Below are 24,730 nucleotides of genomic sequence, written 5' to 3' on the forward strand. Positions count from 1 at the left end.
AGAGTTGTTTAAACAATTCACTGCTTGATGTTCATAAATATAAATTATAAATTATAAATTAGAAAATTTTAATGTAGATTAATTTAATTTTTTGAATGATACGTGCTTCATCCTTATGACAGTAATAGTGGGCTACTCACTGAGCGGTTATACCAATAGTATTGACAATCATAAAGTTAATAAATGATAGCACGAAAGCTAATGCGCTCGTCGAGTATTCTTTTATGCCGCTTTACAAGGGAAGTATAACTAACTCAATGGAGGTGTAGAGCTATCTTCGAGAAAGCACCGTGTATTTACTCTCCTAGGTAGATGGCAGGAGTACGCCTAGAAATTATCGTGAACCTAGACGATAGGAGTAGCTTGCCCCTGGGAAGGAGAAGGGCTGGGATGCACTAACCCTTATTCTTCACAGCCCGCCTATCCGATGCTTTTAATAAGCGCAATCTTGTCTGTCTGCATACGCTTTGTTGCCTTTGAATGGGGTGATGAAGTAGAGAAAATATTTCAATAATTTTTAGCTATAGGCTCCTAATTGATTGAGACAGAGCGTACATCTCACAGCGCCCCGTTGCTCAGTGAGCAAAATCCCCATGTAAGTTGTTGAAATAGGCGGTTTAGTTAGCATGCTATTGGTGTAAATAATAATTGTTTGCACTTGCGAAAATGTTCTTATTGGGTAATATGGCCCAAATAAAAAAGCGCCTCACTCTCATTATCATTCTCATTTTTTGATCGGGATGATAGTTCACGGTCGTCTTACCGGTGCTTTTAAGTCTTACACAAGGGAGCATGCACCATGTTAACAACGAAGAAAAAAGCGCTTTCCAGCGCAATCAACTCACACACTTTTAGTGCGGTGAGCGCTCGCTCATCCTCTTATGCACGCACATTGCTTACCGCTAGCGCCTGCATTCTTGCAACAGCAGGCGTTAATGCTCACGCACAAACCGCCGCAGAGGCCTCAGCTGAGCTTGATACGGTCACTGTGACAGGCTACCGCGGTACGTTTATGGATAGCGTGAAGTATCAGCGGGATGTATTGGAAACACCGCGCATCGTAACGGTGTTGACCAGTGACCTACTGGAAGACCAGAGCGTTACCGAACTGCGCGATGCGCTGCGCAATGTTTCTGGCATTAGCTTGCAAGCAGGTGAAGGTAATCCACCCGGTGGCGACCAGCTTAAAATTCGCGGTTTTAACGCACGCGACGATATTAACGTGAACGGTAGCCGCGACCTGGGTAACTACTTCCGCGATCCTTTCTATGTCGATCAAATCGAGGTGGTTAAAGGCCCTAACTCGGCGTTCTCTGGCCGTGGTTCTGCGGGAGGCACCATTAACTTTGTGACCAAGCAGCCGTTAATGGAAGACCGCAACCGAATAGAAACCTCTGTGGGCACGGATGAGTTGTTTCGTCTAACCGGTGACTTTAACCGTCGTATAGATGATAACAGTGCGTTTCGTCTCAACTTGATGCATCACACGCAAGACGGCCATGGGCGAGACGTTGTGGAGCATGACCGCCAAGGCGTGTATGCCGCTTACGTGTGGGGGTTGCAAGAAGATACGCGGGTAGACGTTGATTTCTTACATACTCGGCAAAATAACGTTCCCGACCAGGGGATTCCACTTGATCGGGAAGGATTTAGTGGTGACCCTTCGGGCTTAAATGATCGTGGCCGTACGCCGGGTGGTCAGCGCGCAGGCGATGGTTACTACACCGGGCAGCTGCCGCCGGGGATTGATTACAGCAGTTTCTACGGGCATGTTGATGACTATCAAAAGATCAACGTTGACCAGCTGGGCGTCGCCGTTGAGCACTATGTCAACGATGGCTTGAGCGTGCGCAACCAGTTCCGCGCTAGCCGGGTAGAGAATGATTCCATTACGTCGTCACCGCGAATCAAAATCCCTGAAGCGGCTTGGGGCAGCGGTGACTTCTCTCAGGCGCAGGTGCAAGGTGACTTAAAGCCGCGTGATCAAACAGATACGTCGTTCTTTAACCAAACAGATTTGCTGCTCTCCTTTGATACGGGCCAGATTGGTCATGATTTAGTCGTCGGTGCTGAAGTGGGCTATGTGGATATTAAAAATGACCGCCGCCCAGACCAAAATGGCCCGCGCACCTCTCTGTATGATCCTGAGCGTCGGGTAAGGCCTGTTGCATATTACGATGGCACACGTCACCGCTTAGAGTCGGAGCAGGTAGGGCTTTATGCGCTGAACGTGGCGGCGCTTGCACCTCAGTGGGACTTACATACCGGCGTGCGCTGGGATCATGTCAAATCAACCGCCACGGATACTGGCTATGATGAACCGATTGGCCCAGTGTCGCGAACGGATAGCGAATGGAGCGGTAACCTGGGGTTGGTCTTCAAGCCAACGGAAAACGGTACTGTGTATGCCTCTGTAGGCACATCATTTGATGTGACCGGTACCTTTGATCGTGGGCTGGTGCAGCTAGCCGGTGGTGGCGATGCGACCGAAGGGGGCCGCGAAGACATTATTGATGAGTCTGCCTTCAATACCGATCCAGAGCGGACCATTGCCTATGAACTGGGTACTAAGTGGAACGTTGCCGATAACCTGCTGCTGAGTGCTGCACTGTTCCGTACGGATAAGAACAATGCACGCACGCCGGCTCAGGGCGGCGGAGACCTACTTGATGTGCTAGACGGTAAGCAGCGCGTTGAAGGCTTCGAGATTGGTGCCATGGGTAGCTTAGCCCCGGGTTGGGACTTGTATACCAGCTACACGTACATGGACTCTGAAGTGCGTAGCTCTAATAACGCGTGGGAAGTTGGGTCACGTTTGGGCGGTACGCCGCGCCATACGTTTAACGTGTGGTCTGACTACGAGGTGACACCGCAGTGGAGCATTGGTGGCGGTATGGAGTACGTCGCAAGCCAGGTCAACAGCGTGGCGTCTGAGCCGGACGCGCGCCGCCGCCAAGTTGAAATCGATGGGTACTCGGTGTTCCATGCGTCAACGGCTTATCGCTTTACCGATGAACTACAGCTTCGTGTGAATGCCTTTAACCTGACGGATAAAGACTATATTTCTCAGCTAGCGGAAGGCGGTGCGCAAGGGATTCCTGGCCCAGGCCGCCATGCCATTGCAACGCTTCGCTACGACTTCTAAGAGCTAACTTATGATTGTCAGTTTTGAAAATATTCTGACACCTGAAGAGCTGGCGACCATGCGTCGCCAGCTATTAGAGGCCGAGTGGGCGCGTGGCATTAGTGCGGGCCCACAGGCACGACAGGTGAAAAAGAACCTGCAAATCCCAGAGCAGTCACCGGTGCTTCGCGATATGCGCACTATCGTGATGCGTGCATTAAACCGTACGCCAGAAGTGATGAGCGCTGTACTGCCTTTAAAAATTATTCCACCTAACTTCAATCGTTACACGGTGGAAGATAGTCACTACGGTAAGCACATTGACAGCACGTTGCGTCCACTGCCAGACGGCAGCTATTTGCGCACCGATGTGTCGGCAACGCTGTTTCTGTCTGATCCGGATGAGTACGAAGGGGGCGAGCTGAAAATTACCGACACCTTCGGCGAACAAACCGTTAAATTATCGGCAGGGAGCTTAATTACCTATCCGTCGGGTTCGCTACATGAAGTCACGGCGGTGACAAGCGGTGAGCGACTGGGCTGCTATATGTTCATGCAAAGCCTGATTCGCGACACAGAAAAGCGCCGTTTACTTTATGAAATGGACACGTCGCTGCGTCGACTAAGGTCGGAGCAAGGAGAGGCGCACCATGAGTTGGTTGCCCTTACGGGCACGTATAACAACCTGGTTAGAATGTGGTCGGAGTGTTGATTGCTAAATGAAGGTTGCCTGTTAGGTTTCGATTGTTGACCGGCGCGTAATGCGCCGGTTTTTTTATGGCAGACCTCTTCACAGGGGCTCTTCTTGAATTATGTTATGTTATAACATAATATTTTAATAGGTGTCGGCCACTAAAATGTGACTGTGGGCGCCTGCCGTTAATAAGCGACTGATAATTATACTATTAACGTATAGTTATGATATATCATAACTATATTGTGTAAGGGATTGATTAATGAGTAAACGTGGGTTGAAGAGTGTGCTTGCAGGACTGACGACCGCAGCACTTTTTATACCGCCCATCGCGGTGGCGGAAGGCAGCAGAGATACTGGCTTGGAAATTGATGTCTCGCTGATTTTGGAAGGATTTTTTTATAACGAAATATCCAGCGGTAATCAGACGCCGGCTGGTTTTTCAGGCCATGATCATGGCCATGACCACGGACACAGCCACAGCCATGACCACGGTCTGAGTGAAGGCTTCAACCTTGGGCATTCCGAACTGGTCATTGAATCGCGGCTGGGCGACTTATTAGATGGCACGCTGCTAGTAGGGTTTGATGAGGATCACATAGAAGTTGAAGAAGCCTACTTAGTTACGCGTGCGTTACCGGCAGGGTTTCAGCTTAAGGGTGGTAAGTTTCTGTCAGACGTGGGGTACATGAATAGCCGCCACCCGCATGACTGGGACTTTTCTGATCGTCCGCTGGTGAATCGTTTCCTATTTGGTGACCACGGTCTGCAAGAAACGGGGATACAGGCGAGCTGGGTAGCGCCAACGCGGACGTTTACACGATTCGGTATTGAAGTGTTACAGGGAGAAAACGGCCACTTTAACCGCTTTGTCGCCGTCGCCAGTGGTCACGGCGATCACGGGCATGGTCACGGCGATCACGGGCATGGCCACGATGATCACGGGCATGGTCACGACGATCACGGGCATGGTCACGACGATCACGGGCATGGCCACGATGATCACGGGCATGGTCACGACGATCACGGGCATGGCCATAACGATCACGGGCACGGACACAGCCATGGCGGTGCCCCTTATTCAGAGTATAGTGCGCCAACGCTATTTACTGCCTTTGTGAAAACAGGGCCAGATCTTGGAGCAGACCACGCCCTGCAATTAGGCGCGTCGACTGGTTATAACCGTCAGGTAGCTCGTGTAGAAGATCACGGCCATCACGCTCATGCGCTTGAAGGCGATGCTTGGTTTGCAGGTTTAGACCTTGCTTACCGTTACGATGCCGGGCGCTCCTATGGCCAAGGCGACTGGCGTGTTACCAGTGAATACTTCCACGTTTGGCGCAATCTTGACGAGTACGTTGAGCATGGCAACTGGGAGCAGCGGGACCGCCACCGTGAGCGCCAGGATGGAATGTACCTAGAAGCTGTTTATGGCGTAGCGCCCCGTTGGCAGGCAGGCTTGCGCACCGAGGCATTGGGTCTGACCAATAAAGTGGTCGACTTTCATCCTACGGAAGTAGAGTCGCTTAGCACCTCTTATCGGCATAGTGCCCAAGTGACGTTTCGCCCTGTTGAGCAGGTGTTTTTACGCACTCAGCTGAGCCACAACGACTTTGCCGCCAACAATGGCGAGCGTGATCGCGGCTTGGAGCTAATGTTCCAGGTCAATGTGGCACTAGGGGCACACGGCGCCCACCGTTTCTAAGGAGCGTTAAATGCGACTTATGCTAAAGCGCAGCGTTGGGGCTCTCGCCCTAACGCTGTTAATAAGCCTGCCGTTCCCAGCGCTGGCGACACTTAATATCGTTGCGACGACGGCAAGTCTCGGTATGTTAGCTAACGAAGTAGGTGGGGATCAGGTATCGGTGACCGTGTTGGCTGCCCCAGACCGCGATGCCCACTACCTGGACGCGCGCCCCAGCTTTATGGCGGCGCTGCGTCGGGCCGATGTGCTGCTGGAGGTGGGAGCGGGCCTAGAGGAGGGCTGGCTCCCTGCAGCTCAACGCGGTGCTGCGAACCCAGCGGTGAATAGTGGTCGTGACACACACTTTGTTAGCGCCAATATTTTACCGCTTAGGCGCTCTATCACCATGGATGGTCCGAACGTTGGACATGTGCACGCTGAAGGGAATCCGCATTTCAACGTCGACCCACTGCGCATGGCGACGCTGGGTGAGGCATTGGCACGTCGATTAGCGCAGCTGGATCCAGAGCATGCCGAGGATTACCGTTCCCGCGCGGACGTCTTGGCAAGAGCCCTGCATGATGAAGCGAAAGAGCTCGCAGCGGGCGTGGCTGAGCAGCGCATCGTGGTTTACCACGAAGATCTTGACTACTTGGAAGAGTGGTTGCCGGTAAACGTAGTGGGGTACCTGGAACCTGCGCCAGGTATTCCACCAGGAGCACGCCATCTACGCGAGCTAGTTGACGAGTTGCAAGGCACAGCTGGCCGCGTGCTCTACGCCAACTTTCAGCCCGCTAGGGGGGCGGAGTTTTTGCAACGTTACCTGGCATGGCCCGCGTCAAGCGTCCCTTTAGAACCACAGACACCAACGCTAGAGGGGTATCTCACCCTGATGCGAACATGGGTCGACGCGCTGGAGGCGCACTAAATGCCAAGTGCTGATGTGATTGTGGCGCTAGATCAAGCATCGCTCGGTGTGGAGCGTGCCTTGGTAGGGCCGTTGAGTTTGATCATCCCCATGGGGGCAAGGCTTGCGATTACTGGGCCGAATGGCAGTGGTAAGTCACTACTGCTCAAAGCGATTGCTGGTCAAGTAGCGGTGTTTTCCGGCGATTTTTGGCGCTATCCAAAGCTGACACTGATGCTGCTGGCTCAGGAGAGTATGCGCCGCGACCCCTGGCCGCTTTCAGGTCATGACTGGTTTGCTGCCATGGGCATTGTGCCGCCTGAACTTCCGCGTTTAGCGGCACTGCTGCCGAAGCGGATTGACTCCCTTAGCGGGGGGCAATGGCAGCTTTTGAGGCTGGCGGCTGCATTAACACCCCCTGCAGGCGCAGGCGTTAAAGTACCGCATCTAGTGATGTTGGATGAGCCGGCGAACCATCTGGATCAGGCGGTTAAGCAGATAGCCGTTGAGCTGATGAAAGAGCTTTCTCAAAATGTCACGCTGCTCATGACCGGTCACGACCGTGGCATGATCGACGCCTGTGGTGCCAAGTCACTGCCATTGGAGGCGTGTTTGGATGCTGCCTGACATGCTCTGGCTGCCGCTGCTGACAGGTGTTGGCATGACGCTGTTGCTTGCATTAGCAGGTGTTGGGCTGTTCCTGAAAGGATCTGCTTGGCAGGCGCTGGCGCTCAGCCAGTGGGCGGCGGTTGGCGGTGTCGCAGCATCGGCGCTGTCTTGGCCGGTTCTCCCTATAGCGTTAGGGGTAAGCGGGGCGATGATGTGGCTACTGCGGGTGCAACGACAAGCGGAGCATGCAGCGCTAGCGAGCTTTTTGGCTGGTTTAGCACTAGTGACACTGCTGGCCGCCAACGCACCGCAAGCTAGCTTAGCGGCAGCGCGTTGGGCGGAGGGTCAGCTCTATTTTGTGGTGCCTTCGGACACATGGGCAGTCATCGGCTTAACGCTGGTTTCACTGCTGCTGTTCTGGACACTTAGGCGGACATGGTTGCGGGGGCAGTTAGCGCCTAACGTGGCGTCGTGGGTCACACCCAGCTTATCCGCGCGACTTTTAGAGGCTGGGTGGCTGGTGGCAGTGATTGTCATGGGAGCTATGGTGTTTGGCGTTCCTGCGGCGCTATCGACGCTGCTGTTTCCCGCCTGGATGAGTGCGCTACAGGCTCGCTGCCTGCAGCACTGGATACAACGCACTATATTGCTTGGGCTCATTACTTTTATGGCCGCTTGGTGGTTGAGCCTTTGGTGGGACCAGCCCTTCGCGCCGATGCTAATTATAACCCATGTGGCCATGGGTATGCTGTTATGGGGGCTGCGCTTGCTGCGTGTTTTACCAGGGCGACCGGGTGGCGAAAGTCGACGCTAGTATCGTGCCATCCTGGCCTTAGCGCTGTGGTGTTTAAGTGCTGTGGTGTTTAAGTGCTGATTTAAGTGCTGATGCGATTTTTTCGACTTCTTTAGCGGCGCTCTTTTATGTCCGCGTGGTGCAGCGAAGGCGCGTTGGGTGGACCATATAATGGAAGAAGGTTAAGCCGGGTCAATAGTAAGCAGTAACCGCTTTTGGCCCGCACTAAGTGCTGGGCTGCGGTGCACTAAACCGCGCTCTTCACTGCCTTCCCAGCCGCTGCCTTTTATCAATCCAATGTCGCCTGCTTGCATACGCTGAATGGCGTGGCTATCGCGTACGATCTCTGGGCGGTTGGGCGCAGGGGCGCCTAGTCCTGCACGGTTAACGGCGTGTTCGGGCAGCCATTCGCTGCCAGGGCCCGCGTAGGTGGCGACTAAGCGCACAGGGAGGTTATCGCAGTGAAAACGCGGGCACATGGCGGCGGTTAATAAGCGTAGCCGAATGCCGACGGTGTCGGTATCAAAGAGATAAGCGATGGCTTCGGCAACCGTCGCAATATCCTCAATCAGTGCATCCCCTGCTGAGGGTTCTGGAAGTTTGCGGTAGAGGTCTTCTCTCAGTGCGTCTGTTGGGCTGCCTAGCCATCCGTACTGCCAATCGCGGCTAGTTTGGCACTGGGCATTTGCGCTTATCGCTATTTCAGCGGGCAGCGTGCGTTTGAAAATAGCAATGCTAATGTGTTCTTCAAAAATACGCGGCAGCACGCTGATGTCACTATCTATCGCGGCGTTTGGGTATACATCTAGGGTAGTCGCTGTCGTTGAATAGGGGGTAGGCATAGCAAAGCTCCTAGGGAAGTATGAGTCGAAGTACTTTATTTGTTATGTTATAACGTTTTTATCAAAAGGAGGCCACCCATTGCAACGTGATACTCATCTATCCCCTAGTGAATCAGACACCAACGCGACGCCCGCCTCCATGCAAAAAGTGCAGGAGAGTGCGCTTTTGGCACAACCTGAAAGTGACTATATGAACGCCGCACAGCTGGCGTTTTTTAAGCAGCGTTTATTAGACGAGCGCGAGGAGCTAACGTCGCACCTAAGAGAGGTCAAAGCGGCTATCGCCTCCCATGAACGCGACAGCGATGAGGCAGACCAGGCGTCGTTTGAAGAGGAGCTACGTCTAGCGCTGCGCCAAGCCGACCGAGAAAGCAGGCTAATCATTAACATTGATGCGGCGCTAAAGCGCATTGAAAGCGGGGAGTACGGCTACTGTGAAGAGACTGGCGAGCCCATTGGCATTCCACGGCTGCTGTTTCGTCCAACGGCAAAGCTCTGCATAGAAGCAAAAGAGCGCCAAGAGCAAAAAGAGCACCATTACCGCAAAGCGCGGGGGGAGTAATGCAGTTTACGACGCTAACGCCGGTGAATGTGCTTACCGGGTTCTTAGGGAGCGGTAAAACCACGCTGCTCAACCGTTGGGTTCGCCAAGCTTCTATGCAAAATACGCTGGTGGTGATCAATGAGTTTGGCGATATTGGCTTAGACCACCAGTTGATTACCCAAAGCGACGAGCAAGCGGTCGTAGAGATGAGTAGTGGCTGTTTGTGCTGCACATTGCGAGGCGATTTAAGCCGTACGCTACAACAGGCGATAGATGAACTGCTGGCAAAAGGTAAGCCGCCACCCTCCCGTGTAGTGATCGAAACCACTGGGCTTGCCGACCCCGCGCCTATTTTGCAGCTGTTAATGACCGACCACTGGCTTGCCCATCGTTTTCAGCTAGATAGCGTGGTGTGCTGTGTGGATGCCGCCAACGGGGAAGCAACGCTGCAAGCGCATCGAGAGTCACAGCGGCAGGTGGCGGTAGCGGACAGGCTGCTTATTACCAAGACGGACTTAGCCGATGAAGGGCGTTTGGGCTATTTAGCCAATCAGCTAGCTAAGATTAACCCGGCCGCTGAGCAGTGGCAGGTAATCAATGGCAATCTCGCGCCCGACTTACTGGTAGGTGCCGGGTTATACCGTGGGGCGTCACAAGGCTATCAAGTGAACCAGTGGTTAAAGGCGGCCAGCTATCACGCGCATTATGCAGCTCCTCACACCCCTGGTGAGGGTAAGCCAAATAGCACGGTTGCTACGTTAACCCAACCAAACAGCCAGCCGACGCTCACTCGCCATGGGGAGCATATCAATGCGTTTTGCTTTTGTGTTGAGGCGCGTATTACCCCGGAGGTGCTAGAGAATTGGCTGGATATAGTGATGTCATTAATGGGTGAAAAAATGCTGCGTATGAAAGCGGTAGTTCACCTGACTGACCGTGAAGCGCCCTTGGCGCTGCATGGCGTTCAGCACATTTTTCACCCACCGGCGCCGCTGCCACTTAACAGCGTGAGCGATCGTATTTCACGGTTTGTGTTTATTACCCAAAACGTGGCGCCAGCCACGGTGGCCGAGCTTTATTCATTTTTCACACCATCTAATGAGGTCGTAAAATGACGGCGGTTACGTTACCCGATATTGCCCAACAAACTGCCCAATTACCGGGCACTCTTTCCTGGGTGGGGATGGAGGGCATTGCGCTGCCTGTCGTGTTGGCTGGAAGCCAAGTCAATGCCAAGGTTTCAGCGGGCGTCAGTCTTGAGGCAGCCGAGGCGCGTGGCATCCACATGTCGCGGCTCTATACGGCACTTGAATCCTTAGAGCATCAACCTCTTTCACAAGCATCAATTCAGCGTGTTCTCGGTGCTTTTTTAGAGAGCCATCAAGGGTTATCAACACATGCATACCTCATGTTTAGCGGGGATGTGCTACTTAAGCGGGAGGCCCTTATTAGTCCCCTAGCGGGGTGGAAGAGTTATCCGTTTACGCTGCATGGCCAGCTTACCCCGTTAGGATTTCAACTGGAATTAGAGGTAGCCGTTGGCTATTCGTCAACGTGCCCCTGTTCAGCTGCATTAGCCCGGCAATTAATTCAGCAGGCTTTTACAGCGGATTTTGACGATATTCCACTCTCTAAACAGGCTGTGCTTGCCTGGTTAGGCAGCGAGGAAGGGATTTTAGCCACGCCTCACAGCCAGCGCAGTCACGCTCACTGCTCGGTGCGGTTAAACGGTAACGCCGATATACCGCTGGAAGCAGTTGTGGAACGTATCGAGAAAGCCCTAGGGACAGCGTTGCAAACCGCGGTGAAGCGCATTGATGAGCAAGCCTTTGCGCTTGCGAATGGGCAAAACCTAATGTTTTGCGAAGACGCCGCTAAGCGCCTGGATAATGTGCTTAGAAAAATGGATTATATCGATGGGTTCCAGCTTAAGGTGGTACATGCTGAGAGCCTGCATGCCCACGATGCAGTGGCACGCTGTGAGTGGCAGTGGTAATTCACGCTGGTAATAAAAGACATGCAGCCCCAATAGCCGTGAACGAGTGATAAACGTGGGTTGTCTTAACAAGTGAAGAACACCAAAATCGGAAAAGTAGCAGTGTGCCGTGAAGCCTGTTAAGGAGAGATAATGTCATTACGTATCAATGCAGTCGTACCTGATTTCGAAGCAGAAACCAGCCAAGGCCCTATCCGTTTTCATGAGTGGATTGGCGATAGCTGGGCGATCCTGTTTTCTCACCCGAAAGATTTCACGCCGGTCTGCACTACCGAGTTTGGTGCGGTTGCTACGTTAAGTGCGGAATGGGAAAAACGTGGCACCAAGGTCATTGGCGTTTCTGTCGATGGTGTGGAAGACCACAAACGCTGGGCGGGGGATATTGAAAAGTTTAGCGGCAGCACGGTGGGCTTCCCGATTATTGCCGACGAAGGGCTAAACGTTTCTAAACTCTTCGACATGCTGCCGGAAGATGCTTATCTGCCCGATGGCCGCACGCCGGCTGATAGCGCCACCGTGCGTTCGGTGTTTATTATTGGCCCGGACAAGCAACTGAAACTTTCCATGACGTATCCGATGACCGTGGGGCGCAACTTTGCGGAAATCTTGCGTGCCCTTGATGCCCTCCAAACTAACGCAAAACATGGTGTGGCCACACCTGCTGATTGGACCGTCGGCCAAGATGTGATTATCCCGCCAAGTGTGTCGGATGAAGACGCCAAGCAGAAGTTTGGTGAGTTTGATGCGGTTCTGCCTTACCTGCGTAAAACAACATTGCGCTAGGTCGAGTGTGTCAAAATCGTAGGCCAGCACTTTTCGGTGCTGGCTTTTTTTATGCATCAGTTAGGAGATTCTAGGGCTAACTGATCAATAGAGCTTGAAACGCTTCGTGCTCCAGTGAACCGATTTTTCAACAATGTCGTAATGGGTTTCACCGGAAAAACTACGCGTAGGCCAGGTCATGATCTGGTTAGGCGAGAAGTGAATCGCTTGGGCATGGGCTGCTGAAAACGGTATGGCGAACAGGCACGCTATGGCCGCGGTTAGAACCGTTAGGGCACTAGCGCGGCTCATAAGGATCACTATCGCTGTTTGGCTTGTCTGGCGATGCGGGGTGGTGGCTACCTATTTTATGTAACAGGTCGAACTGGCGAGCACAGGCTCGGCAGGCGCCACACATAGAGAGATGAAACCCCAGTGATGCCTTCTCACGGAAACTAAGCGTTTTATCCTGTTTGAGTGACATTAAGCGCGTCGCCTCACGGCACATAATCATAATGTGGCTCTCCTTTCACCAGGCGAAAATTCTGCACTGGCCGTGGATACTAACCGTCAGCGCTGAATCTTTTGGGTTCAGTGTTTGCTAAGCGCTTTTCCTTACATCGAGCCACTATATAAAGGATAAAGGGCCTGAAAAAGGCTAGCCACTGAGGTTGAAAAACGTTATGACGCTAGCGACGTGAGGCCGTTAACTGTTCAAAAGACGAGCGCAACGAAGGCGTGCTGGTGACCCCTTGAATCGTATCCTGGCGATTTCCTTGCCCATCAAAGAGCAGAATCGTTACGTGACCAACGCCATATTGGTTGGCAAAGTCAGCGCCTTTTGTGGTGTTAATGTCCACAATACGCCAAGCGGGCGGAGCATCCATTTGAGCTAATGCGTCTTCAGCATTGGCTTTTAAGCGCTGGCAAAGCGGGCAGCTATGATCATGAATTTGCACGGCGACCGGCGTTCCACCGCCAAGAACGCTAAGGTCTGATTCGGCGCTGGCAGTGCGTTCGTTTACGATCAGCCAAGCGATAGGCACTGCTAGAAATGCAAGCGCTACCAGTAGTTTGCGAGCTACTCTCATTAACCGACGCTTTGCTGGCTTGCGGCGAGGCGGAGTTTTTGCCGTCTTCTTTTTCATTTTATGTTAACCACCCTTTTTCGATACAGGCGCGTAGCTTCAACCTAGCGCGGTGTAGCATCACCCAGCAGTTAGCATCGCTTAGCGAAAGTGCGTCGCAAATTTCCTGGGTGGTGAGCCCCATAAGTTCACGCATCGTAAATACGCGGGCTGTGCTGTCGGGTAGTACTAGTAAACAGGTGTCTAATAACTTCCAAAAGGAGGCGTTTTCAAGAACTTGATCTGGGTTGCCCCAGGATTGAGGCCTATGTGCCGGTTGCCAACGCCCATTGTCTTGAAACAAATTCTCGAAAGCATCTTCATCACTCTGCTCACTGTTTTGCCAAGAACCATCTTGCCAAGAACAGTAACGTCGTTCGTAGCGTATACGCTCAAGAATTTTGTTTTTTAAAATGCCAAATACCCAGGTTTCAAACGCTGAACGCCCAGCGAAAGCGTCGTGCTTCTCCAGTGCGACGATAAGGGTGTCTTGAACCGTGTCTTCAGCGGCAACACTATCTCGCAACTGCAGCCGTGCAAACGCAATTAGCTTCGGCCTTAGGGCAGCGATATGGCCTTCAATGGAAAGAGTGTCAGTGTTCACATGCGTCCCCAGAAGAGCACTCAGACGAGTGTTTTTAAATACAACGGATAGCCGCCTTAACGACCATCGGACGCTGCGCTTACGTTATGACGTTGGGGCTTCCCAGGCGAGTGGCTTAAGCTCTTCGTTGAGCGGGGTGCCTGCAACATGGTTAGTGTAGTTTGAAAGCGTTTTCAACGCACAAGCGATAACCAGTTCGAGTACTTGTTGTTGCGTGAAACCGGCTTCCAAAAACGCGTCTAACTCGGCTTGTTCGGCCCAGCCGCGCTGAGCATTCAAGTGGCGGGCAAAGCGAGTTACCGCTGCCAACTTAGCATCGTTTGGGGTCGTACGGGCGCGTAAATCTTTAACAGTTGCATCATCGGCACCGGCTTTTTTGATCCCGCCGGTGTGGGCAGCAACGCAAAAAGCACAGTGATTGTCAGCGCTGATCGCGAGCAGTGCGGCTTGTTGCTCTACCGGGCTAAGGCTGGTTTTAGCGTAAATCCCGTCGAGTGCCAAGTAGGCTTCTAGCAGCGTTGGTGCTTCTGCCATTTTGGCGAATATATTGGGCAGAAAGCCCATTTTCTTCTCTGCCGCCTGCAAGTTCGCTTTGGCTTCTTCTGGCGCGGTATCGGTTGTGTGCAGTGTGAAATCCGTCATTTATTCAATCTCCTTCTGAATGTTGGGTTATGCCCCGGTTTGTTCAGCGGTTTGGCTTGACTTGATTATGGAACGTTGAGTACAGAAATAGCAATGGTCAATTTTTTCGTTTTATTCATATTGGGCAGTTTTTAAGTCATGGGGGTGTAAGGGTTTTGCCTTGGCCGTCACCAATAGGTGTTACTCAACAACAACACACAACAAAGACAAGCAAAAAATAAATAGAGCGGCTGCGGTGTGGGTCAGCGCTCGAATAACAACAGTGATAAGAGGTGGGTGCCATGTCTAAAGAACAGCAAAAACGCCATAAGTTACTCAGTAAACTGCGTCTGAAAATGTGTTATACCGCGCCTGTTTTAGCACTGATAGCGGGGGGAGTGACGTTACAAGCCGTTGCCAACAGCCAGGCGGTGTATGCCTACGGCGAAGCCCCTACAACGCTGCTGTTGGCTAGCCATCACGCGGAGGCCCAAGCCCAACCTGAAGGCGAGGCGGAAGCAGAGGGAGAGGCAGAAGGTGACGCCCAGGCTGAGGGTGAAGGCGAAGCGCAAGCTGAAGGTGAGGCAGAAGGGGAATCCCAGGCCGAGGGCGAGGCTGAGGCTGGCGCGCCAGCCAATGTGCGTACACAAGCCGTGTCGCGGCCGGATAGCTACGTGCCCGGTTACGATGAAAGCGGTAATAACCCCGCCTCATTGGTCGAGCGGGGGAAGGCGCTCTTTAACGATTCTTCCTTGAGCAGTAATGGTCTTTCCTGTGCTAGCTGCCACGGTGCCGATGGTCAGTCGGGCTATCAGGACACCTTTAATCAGCCTTATCCTCATGCCGTTGCGATGGGCACCAATATGTTTGGTATGGAAACAGTGCATGCCGATGAGATGGTGCAGCTTTGTATGGTGGCGCCCATGGAAGCAGAGCCACTCGATTGGGAGTCGGACGAGTTAGCGGCTCTGGCAGCCTATGTTGTGAGTGCCCAGCAAACATTTGCGGGAGGAGCGGACGGCCACTGCGATAGCTGATCAGAGGTTTTTTAGCGCAACCGTTGGAGTGCAACAAGCGGCTTGAATGGACGTGGAGGGGTATTGTGCAAGCCGCTACATTTTGGACTGATCGTTTTTGTTATGTTAAATATGCACTGCATACGTCATCGGCGTAAGCCAAGGGAGCAAGATGTTAGATAAAATGGCGCTGTATGCGTAACGCGGGTATTAAGCAATTCTCCGCACTTTTTTTGATGGTGCTACTGGCTGCCTCTAGCGTTAGCGCTGGCGGCATGAGTGCTGTCAGCTGCTTTTTCGATGAGCCCCCTGTTGCTGCTGACGATTCACGCTGCTTAGCCAGTACGCCTACAACAAATGCTGAATATCACGAAGCCTCATGCTCACCCTTTGCACAGTCAGCGGCTGGGCAAATAGCAGGTGTTGCTCCTGTACACTCTCCGCATTGGCTGACATTTCAGCCCTTCCCACAACGCCTGCCTAATCGTTTGGATAAACCTCCCCGCGTTTCATTATCTCTCTAGTCGTTATTTGAAAATCGCCGCAATGCGCAGCGTGCTGATGGCATCTGTGCGGGCACGACGTATGTGTTGGATAGATGGAGAACGGTAATGGAATATCCTGCAATTGACCCTGTGGCCATTGCCATTGGGCCGCTAGTGATTCATTGGTATGGCCTGATGTATTTAGTGGGCTTCTTAGCTGCTTGGTGGTTAGGGCGGCGGCGTGCTGCTTATTTAGGGCTTAGCAACGAAGACATTGGTGATTTGGTGTTTTATAGCGCTATTGGCGTCGTGGCCGGTGGGCGCTTGGGCTATGCGTTGTTTTATGGCATGGAGCAGTGGCTGAGTAATCCGGTGTGGGTATTCCATGTGTGGGATGGGGGGATGAGCTTCCACGGTGGGCTGCTTGGGGTGTTAACCGCAGCGGTGCTATTTGCTCGGAAAAAGCAGTTGGGTTTTTTAGACACCACGGATTTTATTGCGCCTTTGGTACCCATTGGTTTAGGTGCCGGTAGGTTAGGCAACTTTATTAACCATGAACTGCCAGGCCGCATCAGCGATGTGCCTTGGGCGCTGGTGTTTCCTCATCTAGGGCCAGAGCCACGCCACCCTTCGGCGCTTTATGAGTTTTTCTTAGAAGGCGTGGTGCTGTTTGCTTTGCTTTGGTGGTTAGCAAGCCGACCTGCGCAACGAGGCTTTATATCAGGTGTTTTCTTACTTGCCTACGGCGTTTTTAGGTTTGCCGTGGAGTTCGTTCGCCTCCCCGATGCGCATTTGGGGTTTATCGCCTTTGATTGGGTCACGATGGGCCATTTACTGACACTACCTATGTTACTGGGTGGGGCGGCACTGATCGTATGGTCGCGTTCCCAGCCTGTTGCTAGCGTTAAAGGAGCTTAAGCATGATGAGCTTAATGAACACCAGTACGCGCCGTGTTTTTTTAAAAAAGAGCGTGATCGCTGTATGCGGTTTGGCCACCGTGAGTGTGTCGACATGGCCCTTATTAGCACAAGGCAGTGAGGAGGATATGCCTGACAATCGTTACCCTCTTCCCGAAAAGGGCGATATTATCGGCCAAGATTATCAGGTAGTAGCCAATCAAGACGATACGCTCGTTGATATTGCCCGTGCACATAACGTGGGCTATGAGGAGATTCTTTCTGCGAACCCAGAAGTAAGTGTGTGGATGCCGGGAGAGGGGACCGCTGTGACCATCCCTCGGCGCCATATCTTACCTAACGAGGCGCGTACGGGGATTGTGATTAACGTCGCAGAGCTCAGGCTATATTACTATCCTGAGGTCAAACCAGGAGAAACGCCCTGGGTTGAAACCTACCCTATTGGGATTGGTCGTGAAGGCTACAACACGCCACTTGGCATTACCAAAACAACCATTCGCTTAGAGAATCCAGCGTGGTATCCGCCCCGCTCTATGCGTGAGGAAGCCGCTGAGCGGGGAGACCCTGCTCCGGCGGTGGTGCCACCTGGCCCTGACAATCCGTTAGGTGAGCATGCGATTTTATTGGATATTCCTGGTTACTTGATTCATGGCACTAATCAGCCTGATGGTATTGGCATGCGCGCTAGCCGAGGCTGCATACGCATGTACCCAGAGGATATCAGCTCAATATTCGATAACGTGCCCAGCGGCACTCAGGTCAACATTATCGACCAGCCCGTCAAAGTGGGGGCCAGTGAAGAGGGCGAAGCCTATGTGCAGGTCTTTAAAACGGTTGATAGCGATAAGGTCGGCGTTGATGCATTGAAAGCGATGCTTCGCTTGCAGCTGTTGGCGTCTGAGGACAGCCTTGCTGAGCTGGATGATCGTCAGTTACAGGCGCTATTTGATAAGCCGGATGATCAAATAGCAGCGTTATCGTCATTTCATCAAGCGCCGGATGAACGCGAAGGCGAAGCGGCAAGTATGGATATTTATCAAAGAGTAAGCCAGGCAACAGTTAGATAACGAGAGCACTGTAGGCACCTTCATGCGTTTGGAGGTGCTTTCGTTATTCAACACAACGTAGTGCTGTGTCTCTATTTGACGGTGGTGCCTTCATCGCTAAAGCGCTTTGCGCTGCTGTTCCCAAAAGCGCAGCGTAGAAGGGTGTACGCCGAAGTTGCTGGGGAGCGCAATATCCAGTTGGTCACAGAGCAGGCTCAGCAGTGCCATGTGGTGAATGCTATGGCTGGTTAAAAACGCAAGCTCGCGACCTAGACTAGAGGGCAGCGGCAGCGCGTTTACAGGCGGCGCATGCCCTGGTTCTTCGACGGGGTAGCAAAGTATCAGCAGTGTATCGTGGGGCGTTGTTGACAGAGCTTTTAAACCTGCCTGCAGCTCATGCAGACGCTGTCGTGCCTGAACAGGGTTGTTTTCCAGAGCAGCTTCCCGCTGGCGATGTTCATAATCCAACGATGCCGTGGATTGAGAGGTTTCTAGGGAGGGGGCTGGAGAAAGTTCTGGCGCATCTATCAGCGTCTGATAGTGCTCCAATATATGGCGGACATGCTTACCCAGCGATTGCGTTTGCCTGCTGCCTACTAGGCGTTGGTAGGTTGGCGCAGGGGTGCGTTCCAGTAACCTGGCGAGCTGTTCCAGCGCTTGCAGGTTTTCATCGACCAGCAGCGCCGTGGCGCTTGAACCTGACTTTAACGGTGTCGGCGAGGGCATAACGGGCTCCTGTTAAGCTGTGCCGGCGATTAAACCGGCACAGGGCACTTGGCCGTGTAAGGAAAAGGGGGGTATTTAACCAGCTTCAGCGCCGCCTTCACCCTCGGCCTCTCCTTCAGCCTCACCTTCTCCCTCTCCCTCGGCTTCACCTTCTGCATGGTGGGCTTCAGCCAGCATTAACGGCGCTTCTTGCATATTGGTAAATGCTTCTGTGGGTTCGTCAGCGTGTGCCTGAAAGGCAAGGCCGCTAGCCACTAGCGCAAGCGCCGGTGCGGTGTAACCAAATTGGCGGCTTAAACGGCTAAGTAGACGACGTTTGGCTTCTTGTTGAGACATGATGTTTCTCCTGAATCATGGCGTTTGATGGCGCCGAATGGCGCAACTTCTCCGCTATACAGCGGCGCGAGAAGGGGTTGAATGAGGTGATGGATTAAGCCAGGGCGTTAATGTTTGGCGAATGGTGAGCGTTGAGTTACCCAAGTGTGCGCGCTGCGGCTGTTGGCAAAGCTGTCGCAGTGCTTCTAAAGCGGCAGGGCTTAAACGCTGTTGCTGCTCTTGTGCAAAGGGCAGTAGCGCGCCTAATAGGTCAAGGAAGCTGGGCACGTTTGAGCCGGGTGCGGCTGCGTCGTTCAGCCATAGAATGCCCGCAAAGCGCTGGGGGCGTGAGGGCGTCAAAGGCGTATCGGCGAGCGGCAGATTAAGCGGCTCGATAACGCCAGGGGTGTTAAGCGCTAAACGCGCGCCTCGGGACAGTATTAGCCCTTGCTGCTCAGCGGCTTCACCCAGGGCGTTAATGGCCCTGAGGTGGGCGTTACCCTCGGGTAGCAGGCAGACGATATGCTGGTGGTCGCTACTTAATAGGGCAATATCCAGCACAAGATGCTCTTGGCGTGCGGCGCTACGTAAGCAGAAATGGGTGATGGCCGGCAGAATGTCATCGATAGACAAACGTGAGCTAACTACATGACTGTCGGTGGTTAAACAGTAGCCGTTAGCGCTCTCTAAAAGGTGCAACGACTCGCCTAGTGGGGTGGCATCGGTCGTGGTTAGTAATGGAGAAAGCAGTGGAGAAAGCGCCGATGTGATGCGCTCGGCAACAGGGCCTGTCGGTGCGGTAATCGGCCAACGGCGTTGGTCAAAGGTTAGCTGGCCGTGCCAGGTAGCTGGCATTTCACGCGCTTGCTGCTTTTGGGCGGCTGTTTCAGTGCTGTGACTAGGTGCCAGCAGCCCGTGCTTCCACCATGGTGTTAACGTTGCCCAGAGATCGCTTTCCAATTGGGCCGTTGTAGCTTGGCCGCCACTGGCGGCATGCAAGTGGCTAACAATACTGTCAATCGGCTCGCCTTCACTCACTAACAGCCAGATAAGCGCCGCGCTGTCGTTAAGCTGGTAATAAAGCCCGCTAGCATGGTGGTAGAGCGCCAAGCGGTCATCGTCGATGAGTTCACTGACGTCGTTGGCGCGGAACGTCATCGCTTGGCGCGCTGCTGCGTGGGCTAAGCGATAATCTAACAGGCTAGGTAGTCCGATAACCGCCAGATACGCTTGGGTAAGCAGCGGGTTATGTGCTGGGTAGAGCGGTACAAAACCACCGGCTCGCTGGTGCTCTTCGGCTAGTGCTACTGCATCAAATTCAGCTTCATGTACTGGTTGCGTCAAGCCAACGAGCTCGATCATATCGCGCACCAAACCGCCTTTGACGCTCTTTTCGATGTCGCCACCGTGCTCTAGTTTGGCGCATATCCCCAGTGAAGGGCTTAGATTGCACTCCAAAATCCAGGGCTTTAACTGATCATCTACCAGGCAGTCCAAGCCAATCAGCTCGTAGCAGCCGCGGGGGTCTGCACCTACTGCTTGAGAACGCGCACGCATGGCGTCCACCCCAGAAAGGGCGGTGAGCGTGGCTAAGTCATGTAGCTGGTCAAACAGCGTGTTTTCATCATGGCCTTGCTCACGTAGCCAGTGGCGGTAGCGTTTCAGATCAATAAACTCCACGGGGATCTCGGCATTCAGGTTGAGCGCGTTGATATCCGGGTTGGTTAACTGGCTAAACGGGTTGTCGACGTCGTCAGGGTCCCATGGTTCAGAGGCCAGCTTGGCAAAGCCCTGGTTATACAGGTAGACACGCAGCGGGTCGATACTGGCAACCAGCATATAGAGCCGCAATACGTATTTATGCCCGCGAATGGTATGTGGGTTAGCCACGTACTCCTGCACTAGCCAGTTGGCCAAAAGAGGCGCCTTGGCAGGGTCTTTAAGCACTTGAACACCTTGGCCTTTTGAGGCGTTGGTGGGCTTTAAAATCCAGCGCTTATCCGGGTTAGCCGCTGCGTCTTCTATTAGAGCTGGGTAGTCGTTGGGCATTTCATAGGCCCGAGGGAAAAAAGCCAGCCGTTGGGTGAGGGGGTGATCATGGCCAAAGTGACACCGCGTCCGTTCGCGTAGCGCGTTGAGGCTAGCGTGAAGCCGACTTTTAACGGTTAACGACGCGTTGCCAGGAATATGGTTTATCTTGGCGCTAGGAGAGGCCGCTTTAAACGCTGTGTTGGTCGGCATACCCGTTACCCAGGCGGCTTGCCAGTGTTTTTCGTCACCTTCTGCCCAGCCATGTGCTTCCAGCGTTTGGCGAAAAAAGTGATCCTGCTCGGCGTGGCGTTTTCCGCTTAGCCAAAATGTAGGCGATGAGGCCGGTGGGCTAGAAGCTGAGGTGGGCATCGTTACTCTCCTTTGGCGTTGTTCTACTCTTCAGTGGCACGAGTAGGGGATTACTTACAGCGGTTTGCTCTGTTTTTAAAAAAAACGTGTCGTTAGAGCCCCTAGCGGCAGGTGTTGCACGCCCTCCTGGCTATATGAATTAGCCTAATGCGTATTGTCAGTAACACTCTATATAGCGCATCATGCTATTAATGTACCAGTCGTTCCATGCGTATTCTTAAACGCAATAATGCATTCAGGCGGCAATGATGTTGTGCTGCCATCACGCTATGAGAGTAAAGACCATGATTCGATTTTTTGTGGGTGCCCTTTTCGCCCTGGGGCTTACGGCCCCGGCGCATGCCCTTGAGATGACACCATTGGTGGATGCGCAGTGGCTTAATGATCATCTTGATAACGAGGCGTTGGTAATTCTTGATGTACGCTCTTCGATAGATAACGGTGGCGATGAAGACAGCTTCATTGAGGCGCGTATTCCTGGCAGCCGTTACACCAGCTATACCCATGCTGGCTGGCGCGAAACCCGCGATAGCGTCGCCGGGTTAATGCCGGAGGTGGGTAAGCTAGAAAGCCTGATTGGCAGCGTGGGGGTTGATAACGATAGCGCGGTGGTCATTGTGCCAGCAGGTACCGGTGCCACCGATTTTGGCAGTGCAGCGCGGGTTTACTGGACGCTTAAAGTACTGGGCCACGACAATGTTGCCATCTTAAATGGCGGTTTCTCTGGCTGGCAGCAGCAAGGCTTTGAGGTGGCTAGCGGTGAGCCTGCTAGTTTTGACGCGGCTGAGTTTAAAGCGATTACTCTTCGTGAGGAGCTGATTGCCTCTACTGAGGATGTGGAAGCCGCCCGCGACACTCAGGCACAGCTGGTTGATGCGCGGCCGGCGGACTATTTTGCAGGCGACACAACATCCCCAGCTGTAAGGGTGGCAGGTACTATTCCGGGGGCGCGTAGTCTTCCTCATCAAACGCATCTAAACAATCAAAGCGGTGCTTACTATTTAGATATTGATGGTCTGCAGTCACGTATCAATGCAGCCGATTTAGATAGTCGTGAGCGTACGATTGCATTCTGCAACACGGGACACTGGGCGGCGACAGACTGGTTTGTATTAAGTGAAGTGGCCAATTTTAGCAATATTGCGATGTACGATGGTTCAATGGCAGCTTGGACGATTAGCGACTCGCGCCCAGTGCAGTTTGCTCGTGAAGGAGTAAAGCAGGTGCGTGAACTGCTTAATTAATATGCTGATGGCAACACATCGCGTTCCTTTTGGTGGGCGCGTGATGGCTGCATTGGCAAGAGAAAGGTGTGCTACATTAACACGCTAATTTTAAATGCCGATGTTGAGGTGGTGAAAATGCGTCTTGGTCGACCACTACAGCATGAGCCCGAAGTGGCGCTGACCGCTGCGATGCATGCGTTTTGGCGTTCGGGGTATCACCATACTTCTATGCGTGATTTGTTGGATGCGATGCATATTTCCCGTAGCAGTCTTTACCAAGCCTATGGGAATAAAGAGGCGCTGTTTTTGCAGGTGCTTGCTCGCTACCGAGAAGCACTGCTTGAGCGGCTGGCTGAATCGCTTGCCCAAGAAGAGAGTGCCTGGGCGTTTATTCAAGGCATGCTGGAGCGTACGGCGCAGCAAGCAGAAAGTGAGCAGGCAGCGCTTGGCTGTTTGATTTTCAACTCGGCCACCGAGCTTGGTAATACAGGAACGGCGGTGTCGGATGCCGCTGTAGAGAGCGTGCAGGCGATTACTCAGTTTTTTGTCAACGTAGTGGAGCAAGCGCAACAAGAAGGAGCCATTCCCGCAGCGCGCGATGCTCAAAGTCTGGCTTACTTTTTAACACTTTCCATGTCCGGGCTACGGATGTTGCTAAAAAGTGGCGCTAGCCAGCAACAAGCCGAGCAACAGGTGGCGCATATTTTACGTGGGCTTAGTGCTTAAGCGCTCACAGGTCAGGATTAGGACTTAAGAAATAGTGCTTATAAATAGCGCTTTGCTTCCGTTGCGCTTTGCTTCCGTTAATGGCTAGCACCGCTATCAGACTCAAAAGCTGATAGCAGTGCTTTGTGCGCTGCACTTACGCTTTAACGTGTTCCACCAATGCTTGAGCGAAGGTATCAGTAGTGCCGGTGCCGCCCATATCAGGGGTGACCATATCACGACGGGTTTCCAGTACTGTGCGAATACCCTGGCGGATAGCGTCGCCTTTTGCGTTCATGCCCAAGTGATCAAGCATCTGTGCTGCAGCCAAGAGCAGGGCGCAAGGGTTAGCAATTTTTTGGCCTGCAATATCCGGTGCTGAGCCGTGTACCGCTTCAAAAATCGCGGCTTTTTCGCCGATGTTAGCGCCAGGTGCTAAGCCTAAACCGCCCACTAGCCCAGCGCACAGGTCAGAAAGAATATCGCCAAACAGATTAGTGGTGACCACCACATCAAACTGATGGGGGTTCATCACCAGCTGCATACAGGCGTTATCCACGATCATTTCCTGGAATTCGATCTCTGGATACTCTTTGGCAATTTCCCGTGCTACATCTAAAAACAGCCCTGAGCTGGTTTTAATAATGTTGGCTTTATGCACTGCGGTCACTTTCTTACGGCCGTTGGCTTTGGCCAGCTCAAAGGCGTAACGCACGATGCGTTCAGAGCCTTGGCGAGTGACCTTAATCACCGAGATGCCGGTATTGCCGTCGTCAATCATCTCCTGGCCGTCGGAGAGGTAGGCGCCTTCGGTATTTTCTCGCACGGTAATCATGTCGATATCGTCGTAGCGCGATTTTGTGCCGGGGAAACTAATGGCGGGGCGCACATTGGCGTACAGGTCAAAATGGCGGCGCAATTGCACGTTAATAGAGGAGAACCCCTTACCAATCGGCGTGGTAAGCGGGCCTTTCAGGGCAAGGCCATATTTTTCAATAGCGTCCAGTGACGCTTGAGGAATCAGCGTACCGTGCTTTTCAAGCGCGCCTAGGCCAGCATCAACAAACTCGTAATTTAAGCCGCAATCTAGCGCGTCCAGCACTTGCAGGGTTGCATCCATAATCTCGGGACCAATGCCATCACCCTTAATCACTGCAATTGACTGGCTCATATACTGCTCCTCTAACGTAAAATCATTCGCCCAAACGCTGAGCGTTTCTCTATCTATAAGGTGGCTTATGGTAAGCCATGGCAAGGCAACAGGTCATCCCGAAGCCGTCGTCTAAACGTCTAGGGTGACGGGTGCGGCTTGAGTGCTTTACTGGTAGAATGCCGCGTTCGGGATGATGTGAAAGCACTTAGCAGGTGTTATCTCGCCTGAATAACGACGATAGAACAGTAAGGTGTCCTTTTTATGAACAATGCTATGGCAGCCATTGCTCTGCCGATACCAGGGCTGATGACTCCACCCTAGGTTTCCCCTCCTTATCAGCGCTATGACGCTCTTCGCGTTATGTCGGCGCTGTGGCACCTCGTTGCCGTTATTTGGCTATCGGCGCTTTTGCGTCTTCGATAGATACTATTTC

General features: G+C 52.9%; 25 protein-coding genes. 15 read left to right on the forward strand and 10 right to left on the reverse strand.

Annotated features, from left to right (window positions below; translation table 11 throughout):
* The first annotated feature begins 799 nt into the window (after positions 1-799).
* From MOY_RS12260 to MOY_RS12285, 6 genes are all read left to right on the forward strand, one after another.
* Positions 800-3,145, forward strand: coding sequence for a TonB-dependent receptor (locus MOY_RS12260; RefSeq protein WP_009100184.1), 2,346 nt, complete (start codon positions 800-802; stop codon positions 3,143-3,145).
* 10 nt (positions 3,146-3,155) lie between these two features.
* Positions 3,156-3,836, forward strand: coding sequence for a Fe2+-dependent dioxygenase (locus MOY_RS12265; RefSeq protein WP_009100186.1), 681 nt, complete (start codon positions 3,156-3,158; stop codon positions 3,834-3,836).
* Positions 3,837-4,080: 244 nt separating this feature from the next.
* Positions 4,081-5,523, forward strand: a complete 1,443-nt coding sequence (locus MOY_RS17425; RefSeq protein WP_009100189.1) for a hypothetical protein — start codon at positions 4,081-4,083, stop codon at positions 5,521-5,523.
* Positions 5,524-5,533: 10 nt separating this feature from the next.
* Positions 5,534-6,430 carry a metal ABC transporter substrate-binding protein gene (locus MOY_RS12275; RefSeq protein WP_009100191.1) on the forward strand — a complete coding sequence of 299 codons (897 nt, stop codon included), beginning with the start codon at positions 5,534-5,536 and terminating at the stop codon, positions 6,428-6,430.
* Positions 6,431-7,036 carry an ATP-binding cassette domain-containing protein gene (locus tag MOY_RS12280; RefSeq protein ID WP_009100193.1) on the forward strand — a complete coding sequence of 202 codons (606 nt, stop codon included), beginning with the start codon at positions 6,431-6,433 and terminating at the stop codon, positions 7,034-7,036.
* Positions 7,026-7,832: a metal ABC transporter permease gene (locus MOY_RS12285; protein ID WP_009100195.1), complete on the forward strand. Its 807-nt coding sequence runs from the start codon at positions 7,026-7,028 to the stop codon at positions 7,830-7,832. Before MOY_RS12280 ends, MOY_RS12285 begins: the two co-directional genes overlap by 11 nt.
* A 161-nt stretch (positions 7,833-7,993) precedes the next feature.
* Here the strand turns inward: MOY_RS12285 and MOY_RS12290 are convergent, their stop codons facing one another.
* On the reverse strand, positions 7,994-8,653 hold the full coding sequence (locus MOY_RS12290; RefSeq protein ID WP_009100197.1) for a DUF1826 domain-containing protein: 660 nt from the start codon (positions 8,651-8,653) through the stop codon (positions 7,994-7,996).
* Between the two features lie 139 nt (positions 8,654-8,792).
* Between MOY_RS12290 and dksA the strand changes: the two genes are divergently transcribed.
* From dksA to MOY_RS12310, 4 genes are all read left to right on the forward strand, one after another.
* A complete protein-coding gene (gene dksA, locus MOY_RS12295; protein WP_035540716.1) occupies positions 8,793-9,215 on the forward strand; it encodes an RNA polymerase-binding protein DksA in 423 nt (140 codons plus the stop codon).
* A complete protein-coding gene (locus MOY_RS12300) occupies positions 9,215-10,312 on the forward strand; it encodes a CobW family GTP-binding protein (RefSeq protein WP_009100202.1) in 1,098 nt (365 codons plus the stop codon). Before dksA ends, MOY_RS12300 begins: the two co-directional genes overlap by 1 nt.
* Positions 10,309-11,193: a GTP cyclohydrolase FolE2 gene (gene folE2 / locus MOY_RS12305; RefSeq protein WP_009100205.1), complete on the forward strand. Its 885-nt coding sequence runs from the start codon at positions 10,309-10,311 to the stop codon at positions 11,191-11,193. The genes MOY_RS12300 and folE2 overlap by 4 nt, the downstream gene beginning before the upstream one ends.
* Before the next feature lie 132 nt (positions 11,194-11,325).
* A complete protein-coding gene (locus MOY_RS12310; RefSeq protein ID WP_009100208.1) occupies positions 11,326-11,976 on the forward strand; it encodes a peroxiredoxin in 651 nt (216 codons plus the stop codon).
* A gap of 84 nt (positions 11,977-12,060) precedes the next feature.
* Here the strand turns inward: MOY_RS12310 and MOY_RS12315 are convergent, their stop codons facing one another.
* From MOY_RS12315 to MOY_RS12335, 5 genes are all read right to left on the reverse strand, one after another.
* On the reverse strand, positions 12,061-12,267 hold the full coding sequence (locus MOY_RS12315; protein WP_009100211.1) for a hypothetical protein: 207 nt from the start codon (positions 12,265-12,267) through the stop codon (positions 12,061-12,063).
* On the reverse strand, positions 12,254-12,469 hold the full coding sequence (locus MOY_RS12320) for a zf-HC2 domain-containing protein (protein ID WP_009100213.1): 216 nt from the start codon (positions 12,467-12,469) through the stop codon (positions 12,254-12,256). Before MOY_RS12320 ends, MOY_RS12315 begins: the two co-directional genes overlap by 14 nt.
* 175 nt (positions 12,470-12,644) lie before the next feature.
* On the reverse strand, positions 12,645-13,046 hold the full coding sequence (locus MOY_RS12325) for a hypothetical protein (RefSeq protein WP_009100215.1): 402 nt from the start codon (positions 13,044-13,046) through the stop codon (positions 12,645-12,647).
* A gap of 58 nt (positions 13,047-13,104) precedes the next feature.
* Positions 13,105-13,686, reverse strand: a complete 582-nt coding sequence (locus tag MOY_RS12330; RefSeq protein WP_009100217.1) for a sigma-70 family RNA polymerase sigma factor — start codon at positions 13,684-13,686, stop codon at positions 13,105-13,107.
* 84 nt (positions 13,687-13,770) lie between these two features.
* Positions 13,771-14,328 carry a carboxymuconolactone decarboxylase family protein gene (locus MOY_RS12335; protein WP_009100219.1) on the reverse strand — a complete coding sequence of 186 codons (558 nt, stop codon included), beginning with the start codon at positions 14,326-14,328 and terminating at the stop codon, positions 13,771-13,773.
* A gap of 281 nt (positions 14,329-14,609) precedes the next feature.
* Between MOY_RS12335 and MOY_RS12340 the strand changes: the two genes are divergently transcribed.
* From MOY_RS12340 to MOY_RS12355, 3 genes are all read left to right on the forward strand, one after another.
* Positions 14,610-15,344, forward strand: coding sequence for a c-type cytochrome (locus MOY_RS12340; protein ID WP_009100222.1), 735 nt, complete (start codon positions 14,610-14,612; stop codon positions 15,342-15,344).
* A gap of 590 nt (positions 15,345-15,934) precedes the next feature.
* Positions 15,935-16,726: a prolipoprotein diacylglyceryl transferase gene (gene lgt, locus MOY_RS12350; protein ID WP_009100224.1), complete on the forward strand. Its 792-nt coding sequence runs from the start codon at positions 15,935-15,937 to the stop codon at positions 16,724-16,726.
* A 2-nt stretch (positions 16,727-16,728) separates the two neighbouring features.
* The gene (locus MOY_RS12355; protein ID WP_009100227.1) at positions 16,729-17,793 is read left to right on the forward strand and encodes a L,D-transpeptidase family protein; all 1,065 of its coding nucleotides are present in this window, start codon (positions 16,729-16,731) and stop codon (positions 17,791-17,793) included.
* A gap of 96 nt (positions 17,794-17,889) precedes the next feature.
* On the opposite strand, the gene MOY_RS16740 is transcribed toward MOY_RS12355, so the two are convergent.
* The 3 genes from MOY_RS16740 to MOY_RS16745 form a co-directional block, all read right to left on the reverse strand.
* Positions 17,890-18,498: a hypothetical protein gene (locus tag MOY_RS16740; RefSeq protein WP_009100229.1), complete on the reverse strand. Its 609-nt coding sequence runs from the start codon at positions 18,496-18,498 to the stop codon at positions 17,890-17,892.
* Positions 18,499-18,573: 75 nt separating this feature from the next.
* Positions 18,574-18,834 carry a hypothetical protein gene (locus MOY_RS17270; protein WP_009100231.1) on the reverse strand — a complete coding sequence of 87 codons (261 nt, stop codon included), beginning with the start codon at positions 18,832-18,834 and terminating at the stop codon, positions 18,574-18,576.
* Between the two features lie 54 nt (positions 18,835-18,888).
* Positions 18,889-21,213, reverse strand: a complete 2,325-nt coding sequence (locus MOY_RS16745) for a PqqD family peptide modification chaperone (protein ID WP_009100234.1) — start codon at positions 21,211-21,213, stop codon at positions 18,889-18,891.
* 284 nt (positions 21,214-21,497) lie between these two features.
* Here MOY_RS16745 and MOY_RS12375 point away from each other — a divergent pair, with 284 nt between their 5' ends.
* Both MOY_RS12375 and MOY_RS12380 read left to right on the forward strand, forming a co-directional pair.
* Entirely contained in the window at positions 21,498-22,457 is a 960-nt protein-coding gene (locus MOY_RS12375) for a sulfurtransferase (protein ID WP_009100235.1), read from the forward strand.
* A gap of 117 nt (positions 22,458-22,574) precedes the next feature.
* A complete protein-coding gene (locus MOY_RS12380; protein WP_139029316.1) occupies positions 22,575-23,165 on the forward strand; it encodes a TetR/AcrR family transcriptional regulator in 591 nt (196 codons plus the stop codon).
* Between the two features lie 136 nt (positions 23,166-23,301).
* Here the strand turns inward: MOY_RS12380 and MOY_RS12385 are convergent, their stop codons facing one another.
* Positions 23,302-24,315: an isocitrate dehydrogenase gene (locus tag MOY_RS12385; RefSeq protein WP_009100238.1), complete on the reverse strand. Its 1,014-nt coding sequence runs from the start codon at positions 24,313-24,315 to the stop codon at positions 23,302-23,304.
* Between the last annotated feature and the right edge of the window lie 415 nt (positions 24,316-24,730).

The organism is Halomonas sp. GFAJ-1, assembly GCF_000236625.2.
Classification (GTDB): domain Bacteria; phylum Pseudomonadota; class Gammaproteobacteria; order Pseudomonadales; family Halomonadaceae; genus Vreelandella.